The organism is Halobacillus kuroshimensis DSM 18393 (assembly GCF_000425705.1).
Classification (GTDB): Bacteria; Bacillota; Bacilli; order Bacillales; family Halobacillaceae; genus Halobacillus; species Halobacillus kuroshimensis.
In genome coordinates this window covers 143,033-157,815 of sequence record NZ_AUDY01000014.1, presented here as the reverse complement: position 1 = coordinate 157,815, position 14,783 = coordinate 143,033, and the positions used below count along the sequence as shown (strand labels likewise).

At 46.2% G+C, this 14,783-nt stretch carries 14 protein-coding genes and 3 riboswitches; all 14 genes read right to left on the bottom strand.

The genetic code is table 11. From position 1 onward, the window contains the following. Positions 1 to 226: 226 nt before the first annotated feature. The 14 genes from H615_RS0117905 to H615_RS0117845 all read right to left on the bottom strand — a co-directional run bounded on the left by H615_RS0117905 (position 227) and on the right by H615_RS0117845 (position 14,243). Positions 227 to 1,777, bottom strand: a complete 1,551-nt coding sequence (locus tag H615_RS0117905; RefSeq protein WP_027956425.1) for a Na+/H+ antiporter NhaC family protein — start codon at positions 1,775 to 1,777, stop codon at positions 227 to 229. A 134-nt stretch (positions 1,778 to 1,911) separates the two neighbouring features. Further along, positions 1,912 to 2,095, bottom strand: a riboswitch (Lysine riboswitch). 54 nt (positions 2,096 to 2,149) lie between these two features. Then, on the bottom strand, positions 2,150 to 2,926 hold the full coding sequence (yunB, locus tag H615_RS0117900) for a sporulation protein YunB (protein WP_027956424.1): 777 nt from the start codon (positions 2,924 to 2,926) through the stop codon (positions 2,150 to 2,152). A gap of 165 nt (positions 2,927 to 3,091) precedes the next feature. Continuing rightward, the gene (locus H615_RS0117895) at positions 3,092 to 4,477 is read right to left on the bottom strand and encodes a 5'-nucleotidase C-terminal domain-containing protein (RefSeq protein ID WP_035532635.1); all 1,386 of its coding nucleotides are present in this window, start codon (positions 4,475 to 4,477) and stop codon (positions 3,092 to 3,094) included. Positions 4,478 to 4,488: 11 nt separating this feature from the next. Continuing rightward, the gene (locus H615_RS0117890; RefSeq protein WP_027956422.1) at positions 4,489 to 5,301 is read right to left on the bottom strand and encodes a sulfite exporter TauE/SafE family protein; all 813 of its coding nucleotides are present in this window, start codon (positions 5,299 to 5,301) and stop codon (positions 4,489 to 4,491) included. A 146-nt stretch (positions 5,302 to 5,447) separates the two neighbouring features. Continuing rightward, positions 5,448 to 6,845 carry a Fe-S cluster assembly protein SufB gene (gene sufB / locus H615_RS0117885; protein WP_027956421.1) on the bottom strand — a complete coding sequence of 466 codons (1,398 nt, stop codon included), beginning with the start codon at positions 6,843 to 6,845 and terminating at the stop codon, positions 5,448 to 5,450. A 33-nt stretch (positions 6,846 to 6,878) separates the two neighbouring features. Next, positions 6,879 to 7,322, bottom strand: coding sequence for a Fe-S cluster assembly sulfur transfer protein SufU (gene sufU, locus H615_RS0117880; protein ID WP_027956420.1), 444 nt, complete (start codon positions 7,320 to 7,322; stop codon positions 6,879 to 6,881). After that, the gene (locus tag H615_RS0117875; RefSeq protein ID WP_027956419.1) at positions 7,312 to 8,532 is read right to left on the bottom strand and encodes a cysteine desulfurase; all 1,221 of its coding nucleotides are present in this window, start codon (positions 8,530 to 8,532) and stop codon (positions 7,312 to 7,314) included. Before H615_RS0117875 ends, sufU begins: the two co-directional genes overlap by 11 nt. Next, positions 8,532 to 9,839: a Fe-S cluster assembly protein SufD gene (gene sufD / locus H615_RS0117870; RefSeq protein WP_027956418.1), complete on the bottom strand. Its 1,308-nt coding sequence runs from the start codon at positions 9,837 to 9,839 to the stop codon at positions 8,532 to 8,534. Before sufD ends, H615_RS0117875 begins: the two co-directional genes overlap by 1 nt. Before the next feature lie 18 nt (positions 9,840 to 9,857). Next, positions 9,858 to 10,637, bottom strand: coding sequence for a Fe-S cluster assembly ATPase SufC (sufC, locus tag H615_RS0117865; RefSeq protein ID WP_027956417.1), 780 nt, complete (start codon positions 10,635 to 10,637; stop codon positions 9,858 to 9,860). Between the two features lie 239 nt (positions 10,638 to 10,876). Next, the gene (locus tag H615_RS22425; RefSeq protein ID WP_169516222.1) at positions 10,877 to 11,017 is read right to left on the bottom strand and encodes a YuzK family famiily protein; all 141 of its coding nucleotides are present in this window, start codon (positions 11,015 to 11,017) and stop codon (positions 10,877 to 10,879) included. Between the two features lie 226 nt (positions 11,018 to 11,243). Continuing rightward, complete coding sequence (locus H615_RS0117860) at positions 11,244 to 11,609, bottom strand: carboxymuconolactone decarboxylase family protein (protein WP_027956416.1); 366 nt, start codon at positions 11,607 to 11,609, stop codon at positions 11,244 to 11,246. Positions 11,610 to 11,675: 66 nt separating this feature from the next. After that, positions 11,676 to 12,533 (bottom strand): MetQ/NlpA family ABC transporter substrate-binding protein, encoded by an 858-nt coding sequence (locus tag H615_RS0117855; protein ID WP_027956415.1) that lies wholly within the window; start codon positions 12,531 to 12,533, stop codon positions 11,676 to 11,678. Positions 12,534 to 12,556: 23 nt separating this feature from the next. After that, entirely contained in the window at positions 12,557 to 13,225 is a 669-nt protein-coding gene (locus tag H615_RS0117850; RefSeq protein WP_027956414.1) for a methionine ABC transporter permease, read from the bottom strand. Further along, positions 13,218 to 14,243 carry a methionine ABC transporter ATP-binding protein gene (locus H615_RS0117845; protein WP_027956413.1) on the bottom strand — a complete coding sequence of 342 codons (1,026 nt, stop codon included), beginning with the start codon at positions 14,241 to 14,243 and terminating at the stop codon, positions 13,218 to 13,220. Before H615_RS0117845 ends, H615_RS0117850 begins: the two co-directional genes overlap by 8 nt. A 78-nt stretch (positions 14,244 to 14,321) precedes the next feature. Further along, positions 14,322 to 14,435, bottom strand: a riboswitch (SAM riboswitch). A gap of 164 nt (positions 14,436 to 14,599) precedes the next feature. Next, a riboswitch (SAM riboswitch) is annotated at positions 14,600 to 14,702 on the bottom strand. Positions 14,703 to 14,783 lie beyond the last annotated feature (81 nt).

The window sequence follows — 14,783 nt, the reverse complement described above, 5'->3', positions numbered from 1 at the left end:
TTTTTATTTTTCTGATAATTCTGTTTAAATTATAACGACAGCGCAGTGGCTTGTCAAAAGAATTTTTCAATTTTCAGAAAATACCAGATTAGGAAGTCTTAGGACTTAGGAATGAAAAAGGCAGAGGGATGCTTCCTCTGCCTTTCAACTTGTAAAGTGTTGGAGAATAAAGAGGAGGAACTTCTAATAAATAGAAGTTCCTCCTCTTTTCAACTCATCATTTTTTCTATCCTTTTTCAGGATTCAGTTTATGAATGATCAGTGCTGTTATGAGAACAATGATAAGGGACAGCAGCAGCGGCACCCAAACCTGCCCTGTAAGGCCCAGTACAACATAGCCGACTGAAGCAGCCACCGCTGCAATGATGGCATATGGAAGCTGCGTCAATACGTGATCAATGTGATTGGCTCCCGCCCCTGTGGACGAAAGAATTGTCGTATCAGAAATCGGTGAGCAGTGATCTCCGAATACAGAACCCGCAAGCACGGCGGATAGTGCAGGCAAAAGGAAGGATGGGTCCGTTACGGCAGCGATCTCACCTGCAATCGGAAGCATAATTCCAAAGGTTCCCCACGACGTTCCTGTAGACAAGGCCATAAAACCAGATAACAGGAAGATTATTAAAGGCAGATAGGAAATGTTAATATCCGCCTGGCTGAACTGCTGGGCGAGATATTCACCTGTCTGCAGGCGGCTGATAATGTCGCCGATCATCCAGGCAGCAATCAGAATGTAGATCGCCGGCAGCATTGCTTTTAACCCTTGAAGAAATACGTGCAGCAAACCGGATTTCGGTGACGGCTGCCCGACATATAAAACCAGGGCTGTGACCACACTAATGATTCCTCCGGCAAACAAGGAAATGTTTACGTTCGTATTAGCAAAGATGGAAAGGATATCCGCGGTTCCTTCTGAACTTTGAATTCCTGTATATACCATCATTCCGACTGTACCGATGATCAAAGTTACAATCGGCCAGATTAAGTGAGAAATCTTCCCGTTATCATGCTCCTTGAATTCATTATTCAAGTCGCCGGGCACATCCCCCCTATCCGGGTTGTGAAGCTCGCCTGTATCCTTGGCTCTGTTTTCATGCGCTTTCATCGGACCAATATCCAGACGAAGATAAATCGTCAAAAATACGAGAAGCAGTGCAGCAAATACATAGAAGTTTGCCGGGATCATAAGAACGAAAGCTTCAAAAGCCTGATAGTTCGAAATCTCATTGGCCGCAAGAATACTGCCAATCGTCCCGATAATATAAGCCCCCCAGCTGGATATCGGTGATATGACCGTAATCGGCGCTGAAGTGGAGTCAATATAGTAGGCCAGTTTTGCTCTGGATACTTTATAGCGATCTGTTACAGGACGTGCGACCTGTCCGACTGCAAGAGCATTAAAGTAGTCATCAATAAAAATGATGATACCTAGAATGGACGGAACAAGCTTGGCCCCTTTTCTCGTCCGGATCCTTTCAACGGCCCACTTACCGAAAGCACGGCTGCCTCCGGAGGCCGTCATAAAGGCTGTGGCGACTCCGAGCAGAAATAAAAAGGACAAGAGATATAGATTCCCTGTGTTTAATGCCCCTTCGCTGACGAAAATACCGGCAAATATAGACCAGATCAAGCCCAGACCTGCTCCAATATCCATTTGTGTGAGCATGAATGCTCCGACGATAATCCCTATCCCAAGGGACAAGATGACGCGCCTTGTGACTAAGACAAGGATAAGCATAAGTATTGCTGGAACTAAAGAAAAGATGGTTCCTTCCATGTGTTTCCCCTCCGTATATCTTGATGTTACGGGAATGGAAGGCTACTGGTGGGTATAAAATGAGGAATAAAATAAAAAAACAATGACAGAAAATAATCCATCACTGTCTGCAGACAACTTGATTATCCTCCATTTCGATCAGTAGCGCCCCATGCACCCAAAAGCATGCATGACAGTGTATGCCTTCTTCAGGTATACACCAGCGTGTCAAAACTTGACGTGTTAAGCCACACTTCGGCAGGCCCTCCCTTTCACTAATGATCCCGGCTTGTCAAACTCCCATCAGCTACTCATGATGCCTGCGCCTCTACCTCACCGATCTGATAAGGTCACGCATATTCAGTTCTTTGGTATTGTACCAGTGACCGGCCATTATTGCAAGGGTTCCATCGGAAGGGAGAACGAAGGATTCCCACCGTCGCCTCCGGACATGCCTCCGAAATATTCCGGCACTTCCCCGAGAATGGTAGCCTGGTCAATTGGAATATTGTTGGTGACGACCGTCGTTTCTGTGGAAAAGGGGATGACGATTCTGACATTCACCTCAAAGTGGATGGTCAATTCAAACAAGGCGGCATTGATCCCGTATTCCGTCATTTCAATATCTACTTCAGACTGAACATCTCCGATGACACGCAGCTGTACAGGTACCTTGGGTCCAAGGTTGGCAAGCAGACTGTTGTTGGTAGCCATCCCAATCGGAAGTTCAATGAGTGTTGCCGGCTGCTCCCCCTGCTCTTCCGGAGTACGGTCTGGATCGAGATCCGGTTCCAGTGTCGTATCCTCCATCGGTAGTTCCCCTAGTTCCATCCGCTTCAGGAAATTTTGAACCCTGATGGTGGTATCCCGCAGAGCTCTGTTGACAAGCACAGAATTCCAACCCATATAAACAACATTTCCCTGATCATCCTTTTCCATTTTCACCAAATCATTAAATTGCAGATCCTCTGCAATCTGTTTGCTTACCGCTTCATTAATGGCATCTCTTGCCAGCTGCTGGGCTTTCGTTTCAGCAATCTCGACCAGCGCTGGCGTAACCCCTCTGTTGATATACCAGAGACTCAGCACCGTGAAAAGGGCGAAAAACAACAGGCTGATGACAATCCGCCTGCCGATGGTCGATCGTTTGGTCACTCGGTTTTTAGGCATACAGGCACCCTCCCCTTCTATATATATGAGGAGCGCCCTTTCTCTAATCACAAAAGATAGTCCCTGCTTCAGAAAATAGAGAGTTTCTTTATATGCCTGCTGCATAGGTAACTGATATCAATTCACCCCCTTGCAGCTTTTATTCATGGCAAGGGGGTGAACGCTTTATTGTGTCAGTTCTTTTTTCAGTAAATCACGTAAGAGTTCCGGCATAAAATATTGCTTCGTTTCTGCATAAGCAATTTCAGGGAAGAAACGACCGAACGTAAATGTATCCGCTGTAGCAAAGGTGTACGTCTGATCGTATTCCACAGGCCTGCCGTTGTACAGCACTTGAACCACACGCTCTTCTCCGTCCTCATCCTGCCGTCGTTCAATATCAATGCCGGCAAAAACCATTCTGCCTATGACTTCTCCTCTGAATCCGAATCCTTTCAGGCGGATTTCTGTCAACTTCTTCGTATGAGCAGCGCGGATGACTTCAAGAAGTTCATCTCCTCTTAACTCCACCTTGCATGGATTCATCGGATGCGGACAGATCCGGTGAACGTCCTCATACGTAATATCCCCTGCCGGCAGATGGTCCAGAAGAACGCCTGCATTCAACATGGCTATATCAGATGAAGTCCATGTGCGGAGCTGCTCTGTAAGTCTGGACATAAGCGGACTGTCCTGGAACCAGGCAATATGCATCGCCTCTTCCAAATAGGCTACAGGGGTTTCCAGACGGCGGACAGCCTCCCCACGGATCTGCCTTAAGTATTCGGTCACCTGATCGTCTTTTCTCATCTGCTCTGTAGGAACCGCATAAGCTTCCTTCCTCGTGATTTCACCGGCCTTGTGGTCCCATTCCAACAGCACCTCCCCAAGATGGGTACCGTGCTTCCCAGCGGCTGTCAGCAGCGTACCTTCTACAAGCTCGCCGTTTTGAAAAAGGTGATGCGTGTGGCCTCCGATAATGAGATCAATTCCATTGTACCTTCGTGCGATTTCTTCATCTTCATTAATCCCAAGGTGGGATAATAGAACGACGATGTCTGCTTTCTCCTTCACTTCCGGCAGCAGCTTATCCAGCCAGTCATATGGTGAATGGACATCCCATCCAAGTTTCTGATAAAAGGCTTGGAAAGGAGCAGTCAAACCAATGACGGCTACCCTCGTGCCTTTGCTGGAGTGGAGGATATGATACGGTTTGAGCCATTCCGGTGCAGGAGATTCCAAGCACTCCAGATTGGCACAGACCACTTGAAAGTCCGCTTCGTCATAGAGTTTATGAAGGTCCTCTTTGGCAAGTGTAATCCCTTCGTTATTTCCTAGGGTCGCTACGGAATAACCAGCCTGATTCAATAGGTCAACGTTTCCCTTGCCCATCAATCCTTCGGTTATAGGATGAAAACGGTCGACGTGATCGCCGTTATCCAACAGCCAGTAGTCTTCCCCTTTTTGATCATGGATTTTTTTCTTCTCTCGAAAATAGCCGACAATCTGGGGCCAATTCTCAAAGTGACTATGAAGATCACTTGTATAGTATACGTGCAGTTTTTCCTTCATCATCAGTCTCCTCACCCTAACCCTTGCCAGATTAAGCGTATCCCTATCATAATCAGCAGAATCCTTAAGAACCATTCCACTGCTTTCCCGTTCAGGTGACGGTTGATTTTAGCTCCAAGCATCCCTCCTGCATAGGCTCCCGGAATAAACCAGAGCGTGACGGCCCAGTCCACATGCCCCATTGCAATATGGGTGGCTGAACTCGTGATGCTGGCAAAGAAAATCATAAACATCGATGTAGCCGTCGCGATATGCGGAGGAATATTCAGCAGCAGAATCATCGCAGGCACCATCAAAGAACCGCCGCCGATGCCGAGCAGACCGGAGAGCATGCCAACAGCAAATGACAAGGAAAGCCCCAGCCATAGAGGCATTTGATAGGTATACGTTTGTCCATTTATGGTTCTCTCTCTTTTTATCCCGCTTGTGAACAACGGTGTGCCCGGTGGTCTCCTCGGAATAAAAAACAATAGAGAAACAAGTATCATCACAATTCCAAAAAACAAAGAGAACCCGTCTGTCTTAAAAAATTGATTCAGCCAGGAACCGAAGATGCCTCCAGGAATACTTCCATATAAAAAGATAAAGCCGATTTTTTTATCCACACGGTTATGCCGGATATACGAGATCGTCGACGACATACCGGTGAAAATCATAACGACCAGTGAAACTCCAACGATGGACTGGGGACTCACCCAGTCAAAGGATGGAAGATGATCGGCTAAAAAGAGGAGCACAGGAACTAAAATAACACCGCCGCCGAGGCCGGCGATGCTCCCCACTAAAGCCGTCACAACACCAATCAAAAACATTAAAAGAAACATAAGGGACCTTCCTCAACTCATTATAGATAATATTATAGTATCATGTTTTCTATTCATAAAACATCCTGGCCGCTTCTGCCTCTCCTTTCTGTGTCTGCCCACAAAAAAACCGCACAGATCGGAATCTGTGCGGTTTCTGTATTCAATTAACCGATGGAACCTTCCATTTCAAATTTGATCAGGCGGTTCATTTCAACGGCATATTCCATTGGAAGTTCTTTCGTGAATGGCTCGATGAAGCCCATCACGATCATTTCTGTTGCTTCCTCTTCAGAAATACCACGGCTCATCAAGTAGAACAACTGCTCTTCAGACACTTTGGAAACTTTCGCTTCGTGCTCGAGAGAGATGTTCTCGTTCATGATTTCGTTGTATGGAATCGTATCTGACGTAGATTCGTTATCCATAATGAGCGTATCGCACTCAACGTTGGAACGTGCGCCTTCAGCTTTCCGGCCGAACTGGACGATTCCGCGGTAGGTTACTTTACCACCATGCTTGGAGATGGATTTGGATACGATAGTAGAAGACGTGTTCGGCGCCAGGTGGTGCATTTTCGCACCGGCATCCTGGTGCTGGCCTTTACCAGCAAGGGCGATGGACAACGTCATACCGCGAGCCCCTTCTCCTTTAAGAAGGACAGCTGGATATTTCATCGTCAACTTGGAACCGAGGTTACCGTCGACCCATTCCATCGTTGCATTGGACTCAGCAACCGCACGCTTCGTAACAAGGTTGTAGACGTTGTTGGCCCAGTTCTGGATCGTTGTATAACGGCAGTACGCATTATCCTTAACGAAAATTTCAACGACCGCACTGTGCAGCGAGCTGGACGAATACGTAGGAGCTGTACAACCTTCTACATAGTGGACGGAAGAACCTTCGTCAGCAATGATCAGCGTACGCTCGAACTGTCCCATATTTTCAGAGTTGATACGGAAGTAGGCCTGAAGCGGCGTTTCCACCTTCGTATTTTTCGGAACATAGATGAAGGATCCACCGGACCAAACCGCAGAGTTCAACGCTGAGAATTTGTTGTCGGATGGAGGAATGACTTTTCCGAAATATTCTTTGAAAAGGTCCTCGTTTTCTTTAAGAGCTGAATCGGTATCCTTAAAGATTACACCCATATCTTCCAGGTCTTTCTCCATGTTGTGATAAACCACTTCGGATTCATACTGGGCAGATACACCGGCAAGGTATTTCTGCTCCGCTTCCGGAATTCCAAGACGGTCGAACGTATTCTTGATTTCTTCCGGAACTTCATCCCACGAACGCTCGGAACGCTCAGATGGTTTTACGTAATACGTAATATCATCAAAGTTCAGTTCCTGGAGGTCGCCGCCCCACTGTGGCATCGGCATTTTATAGAACTGCTCAAGAGACTTCAGGCGGAAATCAAGCATCCACTTCGGCTCTTCTTTATAATTAGAAATTTGTTCAACGACTTCCTTCGTCAAACCTTTCTGTGTACGGAAAATGGATACGTCTTTTTCGTGGAAACCATATTGGTACTCTCCCACTTCTGGCGCTTTTTTGGCCATGGTACATACCTCCTTTTGGTATTGGCAAAAGCTTTAGTCCTGCTTCTCTTCTCCGACACCTTTTTCCATGGCTTTCCATGCCAGTGTCGCACATTTGATGCGTGCCGGAAACTTGGCTACTCCCTGAAGGGCTTCAATGTCACCAAGGTCAAGGCCGTCTTCATCAATGTCTTTCCCCTGCATAAGGTCAGAAAACAGCTCGGACATTTTTAATGCTTCATCAACGGGTCTGCCTTTAATCGCCTGCGTCATCATGGATGCGGAGGAAAGGCTGATGGAACAGCCTTCTCCGTCAAACTTCGCTTGCTGGACCAATCCGTCCTCCACTTGCAGATAAACCTGTATCCGGTCCCCGCAGGTCGGATTGTTCATATCTACAACCATTGGATTTCCTTCAATGGAGCCACGGTTACGCGGGTTTTTATAATGATCCATAATGACTTGACGATAAAGGGTATCTAGGTTATTAAAAGACATCGCCAAAATACTCCTTTGTTGTTTGTAATCCAGCGACAAGTCGGTCTATATCTTCTTCTGTGTTGTAGAGATAAAAGCTTGCTCTGGCCGTAGCCGAGACGTTCAGCCAGCGCATCAGCGGCTGGGCACAGTGATGTCCCGCACGTACAGCCACCCCTTCAGCGTCAAGCACGGTTGCGAGATCGTGAGGGTGGACATCGCCGAGATTGAACGTTACAAGACCGGCACGATGTTCAGGACCGAAAATCTTCATATCGTCCATCTTGTTCATTTCCTGAACCGCATAGGCAGCCAGCTTTTCTTCATGTCTGCGTATGTTATCCAGACCGATGTCTGTCAGGAAGTCGATGGCAGCGCCAAGACCAACAGCGCCTGCAATGATCGGTGTACCCCCTTCAAATTTCCACGGAAGCTCTTTCCACGTGGAATCATACAGGTTTACAAAATCGATCATCTCACCACCGAATTCAACCGGCTCCATATCATTCAACAAGGCTTTCTTACCGTAGAGAACACCAATGCCGGTCGGACCGCACATTTTGTGTCCACTGAAGGCGTAAAAGTCAGCATCCAGGTCCTGGACGTCGATGCTCATATGAGGGACACTCTGAGCTCCGTCCACGAGCATGACTGCACCTTTACGGTGGGCGATTTCAGCCACTTCCTTCACCGGGTTGATCGTACCAAGTACGTTGGATACATGCATCATCGCTACAATTTTCGTTTTGTCGGTAATCGTTGCTTCTGCATCTTCCAGACGAACCGTACCATCCGGCTGCATCGGAATGTACTTTAGGACAGCGCCTGTCTCTTTGACAACCTGCTGCCATGGGATGATGTTGCTGTGGTGCTCCATCTGAGTAATGACGACTTCGTCACCTTCAGAAAGGTTCGCGCGTCCGTAGCTTGATGCTACCGTATTGATCGCTGTCGTTGTACCACGTGTGAAAATGACTTCCTGTGTACTGGAAGCATTTATGAAGCGGCGTACTTTTTCGCGGGCACCTTCATATTCGTCTGTTGCTTTCGTTCCCAGTGTATGAACACCTCTGTGAACGTTGGAATTGTATCCGCGGTAGTATTCATCAAGCTTCTCAATCACCTGAAGAGGTTTTTGGGAAGTCGCGGAGGAATCCAGGTACACGAGCGGATGCCCATTCACTTCCTGTTGAAGGATTGGGAACTGTTCGCGTACAGCTTTTACATCCATTAATAGACTTTCCTTTCAATTACCTGTCTAAGCTGGCGTTTTACCGCCTCTACAGGCAATTGATTTACAACAGGTGCCAGGAATCCGTGAATAATCAAACGCTCCGCTTCAAAGCGAGAGATTCCACGGCTCATTAGATAATAAAGCTGGATCGGATCGACACGACCGACAGAAGCAGCGTGACCGGCGGTAACGTCATCTTCATCAATAAGAAGAATCGGGTTCGCATCACCACGTGCATCTTTGCTGAGCATCAGTACACGGGACTCCTGCTCTGCATTGGATTTACTGGCGCCGTGTTCGATTTTTCCAATTCCGTTAAAGATTGCAGAGGCTTTGTCCTTCATAACTCCGTGCTGAAGGATATAACCATCCGATCCTTTTCCGAAATGGGTGATATTCGCTGTAAAGTTCTGCTTCTGCGTTCCGCGGCCGATGGCTACAGTTTTCGCATTGGAGTGGGAGTTGTCACCGATCAGGTGGGTGATGTTTTCAGAGACAGTATCCCCTTCATTCATCTGTCCAAGAGCCCATTCAATGACAGCATCACGGTAGGCTACGCCACGTCGGTTTGCATAAACAGTCGTTCCGGCTTCAAAGTTATCCACAGCACCGAAGGAAACTTTCGCTCCGTCTTTAGCGATCACCTCTGCAACAATGTTGGAAGAGGTCTTCTCTTCTTTATTGTGGGAAATATAGTTCTCCACATACGTGACTGAACTGTTTTCCTCTGCCACAACAAGAATGTGGTTAATGAGAGAGGCTTTAGGATCCTCCTGCCAGAAAATGGCCTGAATCGGTTCTTCGATCTGAACGTTTTTCGGAACATAAAGGAAAACTCCGCCGTTCACAAGGGCCGCATGCAGTGCTGTCAGACGGTGCTCGTCCACGTGAACCGCATCATTCATGAAATACTTCTCAACAAGATCACTGTGCTCACGGATGGCTGTCAGCATGTCAGTGAAGATGACACCCTTGTCCTTAAGCTGCTGTTCAATCGCTGCATAGGCAACGGTATGGTTACGCTGGATCACAAGGTTCTGCTGTTCTTTTTCTTGATCTAAAAAGTCTTTGATTTCAACTGGAAGCTCATCCAGATTTTCAATCTTATCACTCGTGACATGATGATCGAATTCTGTGAAGTTCCATTTAGAAATATTGGTTTTATCTGGTTTTGGTAGTGGAAGAGATTCTGATTTCTCCAGAGCACTTAGACGAAGATTCTTCATCCATTCAGGTTCCTGAAGACCCTGGGAAAAGTTTGTAACATACTCTTTGTCGTATGGTAGTGTGACTTCTACTGTCATGGTTACCCTCCTATCTTATTACGCGTTGACCGTTTCGTCTTCGATGCCAAGCTCCTGCTTGATCCAGTCGTATCCTTCTTCTTCAAGGCGCTGGGAAAGTTCCGGACCACCGGACTTCACAATACGACCCTGCATCATCACGTGTACTTTATCAGGAGTGATGTAGTTCAATAGACGCTGGTAGTGAGTGATGATCAGGCAGCCGAAGGAGTCGTTGCGCATTTCGTTGATCCCTTTGGAAACGACTTTAAGAGCATCGATATCCAGACCGGAATCAATCTCATCCAGGATGGCAATCGCCGGCTGAATCATCATAAGCTGCAGAATTTCGTTACGTTTTTTCTCACCACCGGAGAAACCTTCGTTCAAGTAACGCTGAGCCATGTTCTTGTCCATTTCAAGCGTATCCATTGTGTTGTCCATCTCTTTGATGAATTTCATAAGAGATATTTCATCACCTTCTTCACGGTGAGCGTTAATGGAAGAACGCAGGAAGTCGGAGTTGGTTACACCGCTGATTTCACTCGGGTACTGCATGGCCAGGAACAAGCCGGCTTTCGCACGCTCGTCTACTTCCATCTCCAGTACGTTTTCACCATCAAGGATGATTTCACCTTTGGTTACTTCATACTTCGGATGCCCCATAATTGCAGAGGACAATGTGGACTTACCTGTTCCGTTTGGTCCCATAACTGCGTGGAATTCACCGCCGTTGATTGTTAAGTTTACACCTTTAAGGATTTCCTGACCTTCAATCTCTACGTGAAGATCTTTAATTTCTAATGTTGATCCTGCCATAATGTATACCTCCAGTATCTATTATTATCGAATGTCCAGTCAGACTGAAAACAAACATTCATTCTCAATTTATTCTCATTATAATCTTAAATCATTTTTTATTTGTAATCAACTTTTTCCCACTGGTAAAAGGAGAGGGAAAACTGGACATTGATACATGTTCAATCTCACTTTCCTCCAATAGTATAACATGAAAAAATCAGGTGACTAAAGCCACCTGATCGATTCGTTCCTAAACATTATCTATGCAATTGACGGTCCACCTGGGCATGCATTTTCTGAGTTTGTTCGAATTCACGCTGACGCTTTTGTTCTACTTCCAACCGGGTGTCCAGTCTCCGGCTGTACTCCGCATAACTCGTATTGTGAGCCTGATGCATAGCCTTTTCCATTTCAGCGGTGTAATTCAACTGCAGATGGTCATTAATAACGAATCAACCCTTTCAGATTATTTACACAATTTAGGTTACCACAAACCTCTACCCTGTATAAAATCTTCTGAAACCGCATTTTCATTCATGTGTGGACCCGCGGGCCGATGTAAGCGTTTAATAATTGCATTTTCATTTAATACATTTGTTTTTCTTTAATTTTCTAATAATTCAATCAGTTGATGTTGTTCGTTAAATCACTGTAGGCGTCCTGGACGAGAGTGACAGCCTGACTGAGAGCTGCCCCTCCTCCGAAAGCTGCTGCTACTCCACAGGCTTCCAAGATCTCCTTTTCAGAAGCCCCTTGATCGACACAGCCTTTTGTGTGGTAGATCATACAGTATTCATCCTGGGCAACAATACTGATTCCGAGAGCCATCAGCTGTTTGTCTTTTTGAGAAAGTTCCCCGGCCTTGAAACACTCCTGGGAAAACTGACTGAACTGGCGGGCGACTTCAGGCATGTGTTCCGCAAAGACACCCATTCCTTCTTTATAATCATGTAGATAGGTCTGCGTCCACGTCATATTCTGATCCTGCATGTTAAAACCTCCCATAAAAAATAAGTGACTGCGGTTAGTATAAACCGCAGTCACTTATTTTATCCGTTATTCAGAATCTCCGGAGACCGGGATAACCGCTCCATCATATTCCTCTTCAATGAAGGTTTGGATGTCTTCAGAACGAAGAACCTCCACAAGCGTGTTCAGTGCCTCACTGCCCTCATCTTTGCTTTGAGCAGCGATGACGTTCACATAAGGAGAGTTTGTGCCTTCAAGGATGATTGCATCTTCTTTTGGTACAAGATCAGCTTCAATCGCGTAGTTGGTATTGATCGCTACAAGGACTTCTTCCTCTTTTTTATACACTTCAGGAAGGTTGGCAGCATCCACACCGGTATCAAACTGAAGATTTTTAGGGTTTTCAACGATATCATTGACGGTGGCATCCACTTTTTCCACACTCTCGTCCAGTTTGATCAACCCTTCTTTCTCAAGAAGTGTCAGTACACGGCCGTGAGTGGATACAGAACGACTCATAACAAACTCTGTACCATCTTCGATATCCTCAAGGTTTTCATACTTTTGGGAGTACACACCGATCGGCTCAATGTGAATGCCGCCAAGATTGGCAAAGTCATAATCATCATTATCCTTTTCCTGAAGTTCCATGTAAGGAATCGTCTGGAAATAGTTTGCATCGATACGTCCTTCAGCAAGATCCTGGTTTGGAAGGATGTAATCCTGGTACTCCTCGATGTTCAACGTGATGCCTTCCTCTTCAAGAAGCGGCTTCGCTTCCTCAAGAACTTCGGCGTGAGGAACACTTGTCGCTCCTACTGTAATTTCTTTACTTCCTTCTTCACTGCTTCCTTCTCCGCTGGAGGAATCTTCTTCAGAAGAACCGCAGGCGGCAAGAACGAGAACGAATAAAAGCGCAATCGCTGATGTCCAGATTTTTTTCATGAAAAATCTCTCCCTTTTTATTTTTATCTTTTGTCCAATTTACGGGAAGCATAATCACCGATGAATTGGAAAATAAACACAATGATAATGATAAGCACGGTACAGATGAAGACCACATCAAAATTACTACGCTGAAAACCGTAGAAATACGCAAAGTCTCCAAGACCGCCGGAACCAATCGCACCTGCTACAGCGGTGTACCCGATCAACGCAATGGCGGTAACCGTAATGCCTGAGATAAGCGCAGGCATCGATTCCGGCAGAAGAACTTTAAAGATAATAGTGGATGATTTAGCCCCCATTGCCTTAGCCGCTTCTACCACACCTTTTTCCACTTCCTTCAATGCAATCTCAACGAGTCTGGCGTAAAACGGAGCCCCTCCGATAATCAACGCAGGAAGCGCCGCGTTAGGTCCACGTATCGTCCCGACCAGGAAATCAGTGAATGGGAATAACAGTAGAATCAAAATAATGAAAGGAATGGCACGGAATATGTTTACGACAGAAGCCGTAATCGTATTGACCACTTTGTTCTGCCACAGACCCCCGGGCCCTGACAGATAAAGCAGCAGCCCCAGAAGGATTCCCAGAATAAACGTCCCGGCCACGGAAATGAGCGTCATGTATAACGTTTCATTCGTCGCCGTAATCATATCCTCCATGCGTACGTTTGGAAAAAAATCATTAAGCATCCGGGTTCACCTCCACTTCAACAGAAGTAGAGCGTATATATTCGATCGCCCGGGCCACTTCCTCATTGTCTCCTTCAAACTGAACAAACATCGTTCCGTAAGCTCCTTTTTGCGTCTGCGTGATCTTGCCGTGAAGAATATTGACATCCAGGACGAATTTCCTGGAGACCTCACTGATCAGCGCCTGGTTGGTACTTTCTCCTACAAAATGCAGCCGGACGATTTTGCCGGACTGATACTTATCTTTGATCAATTTCAGAGAGTGCTCTTTTTCCTGGTCACCCATCACCTGATCAACGAATTTCTTCGTCACTGGCTGTTCAGGATGAAGGAATACGTCCAGAACATCTCCCTTTTCAACAATTCTCCCCTGCTCCATGACTGCCACCTGATGACAGATCTTACGGATGACATGCATTTCGTGCGTAATCAAAACGATGGTCAGTCCGAGTTTTTCATTGATGTCTACTAGAAGATCCAAGATGGAGTCCGTCGTTTCCGGATCCAGAGCAGATGTGGCTTCGTCACAAAGGAGGACTTTCGGGTTGTTGGCCAGCGCCCTGGCAATTCCTACACGCTGTTTCTGACCACCACTCAGTTGGGATGGATAAGAGTTTCCTCTGCCTGATAAACCGACCAAGTCGATCAATTCGTTCACCCTTCTGCTCCGCTCTTCCTTTGGTACACCGGCAATTTCCAGAGGAAAAGCGATGTTATCGTAAACCGTTCTGGACCAAAGCAGATTGAAGTGCTGAAAAATCATTCCGATATCCTGCCGGGCGATGCGCAGTTTATTCTTACTGAGGCCCGTCAAATCCTGATCGCCTACGTGGATGCTCCCCTCTGTTGGATCTTCCAGTCGGTTCAACAGCCGGATAAACGTACTTTTACCTGCTCCACTGTAACCAATAACACCGTAGATTTCCCCTTTATTTATCGTAAGGCTTAAACCATCAACAGCCTTTACTTCCCGATCCTTCGTTTGAAAAACTTTAGAAAGATCCTTGATTGTAATCATGATGTGTTCCCTCCCATTCAAAAAACGCCATTCTGTTCGAGAACAGAATGGCGTTTCAATAGCATTGTATCTTCTGTTCTCTCATCTGTCAGAGCTGTTACACTCTGCAGGATTTGGCACCTTGACAGGTTGGTTACTCCTGCTGGTTGCCGGGCATCGTCGGGCCAGTCCCTCCGCCACTCTGGATAAGAGATTTTAATCTATTAAATTATTAGTGCTTTAATTCAATTCATAACCACAAAGTGGATTTTAGCACTCTGCCACCAGCGTGTCAACATAAATGAGCCACTTTTCAGAAAAGAAAAACATCTGTATATGCAAAAAAATCTCTTCTAAAATAGAAGAGACTGCATGGAATCTCATCTATCAAAGCTTTGTGCTCTGCAGGATTTAGCACCGTGCTTTTACGCCGGTTGCCGGGTTTCAAAGGGCCAGTCCCTCCACCACTCTGGATAAGTTATGATGTCGCTGTGAAATTATATGTTATGTTAGCATGGAGTCTATACGGACGTCAAAGATTATTGCGCCGGTATATTTTTA

What these genes read in the sequence shown, in the direction of transcription:
- H615_RS0117850 (WP_027956414.1), bottom strand. Translation starts at nt 13,225, where the DNA reads ATGCTTAATGATTTTTTTCCAAACGTACGCATGGAGGATATGATTACG.
- H615_RS0117905 (WP_027956425.1), bottom strand. Translation starts at nt 1,777, where the DNA reads ATGGAAGGAACCATCTTTTCTTTAGTTCCAGCAATACTTATGCTTATC.
- sufD (WP_027956418.1), bottom strand. Translation starts at nt 9,839, where the DNA reads ATGACAGTAGAAGTCACACTACCATACGACAAAGAGTATGTTACAAAC.
- sufC (WP_027956417.1), bottom strand. Translation starts at nt 10,637, where the DNA reads ATGGCAGGATCAACATTAGAAATTAAAGATCTTCACGTAGAGATTGAA.
- H615_RS22425 (WP_169516222.1), bottom strand. Translation starts at nt 11,017, where the DNA reads ATGCATCAGGCTCACAATACGAGTTATGCGGAGTACAGCCGGAGACTG.
- H615_RS0117890 (WP_027956422.1), bottom strand. Translation starts at nt 5,301, where the DNA reads ATGTTTCTTTTAATGTTTTTGATTGGTGTTGTGACGGCTTTAGTGGGG.
- H615_RS0117860 (WP_027956416.1), bottom strand. Translation starts at nt 11,609, where the DNA reads ATGCAGGATCAGAATATGACGTGGACGCAGACCTATCTACATGATTAT.
- H615_RS0117855 (WP_027956415.1), bottom strand. Translation starts at nt 12,533, where the DNA reads ATGAAAAAAATCTGGACATCAGCGATTGCGCTTTTATTCGTTCTCGTT.
- H615_RS0117895 (WP_035532635.1), bottom strand. Translation starts at nt 4,477, where the DNA reads ATGAAGGAAAAACTGCACGTATACTATACAAGTGATCTTCATAGTCAC.
- H615_RS0117875 (WP_027956419.1), bottom strand. Translation starts at nt 8,532, where the DNA reads ATGGATGTAAAAGCTGTACGCGAACAGTTCCCAATCCTTCAACAGGAA.
- sufB (WP_027956421.1), bottom strand. Translation starts at nt 6,845, where the DNA reads ATGGCCAAAAAAGCGCCAGAAGTGGGAGAGTACCAATATGGTTTCCAC.
- sufU (WP_027956420.1), bottom strand. Translation starts at nt 7,322, where the DNA reads ATGTCTTTTAATAACCTAGATACCCTTTATCGTCAAGTCATTATGGAT.
- H615_RS0117845 (WP_027956413.1), bottom strand. Translation starts at nt 14,243, where the DNA reads ATGATTACAATCAAGGATCTTTCTAAAGTTTTTCAAACGAAGGATCGG.
- yunB (WP_027956424.1), bottom strand. Translation starts at nt 2,926, where the DNA reads ATGCCTAAAAACCGAGTGACCAAACGATCGACCATCGGCAGGCGGATT.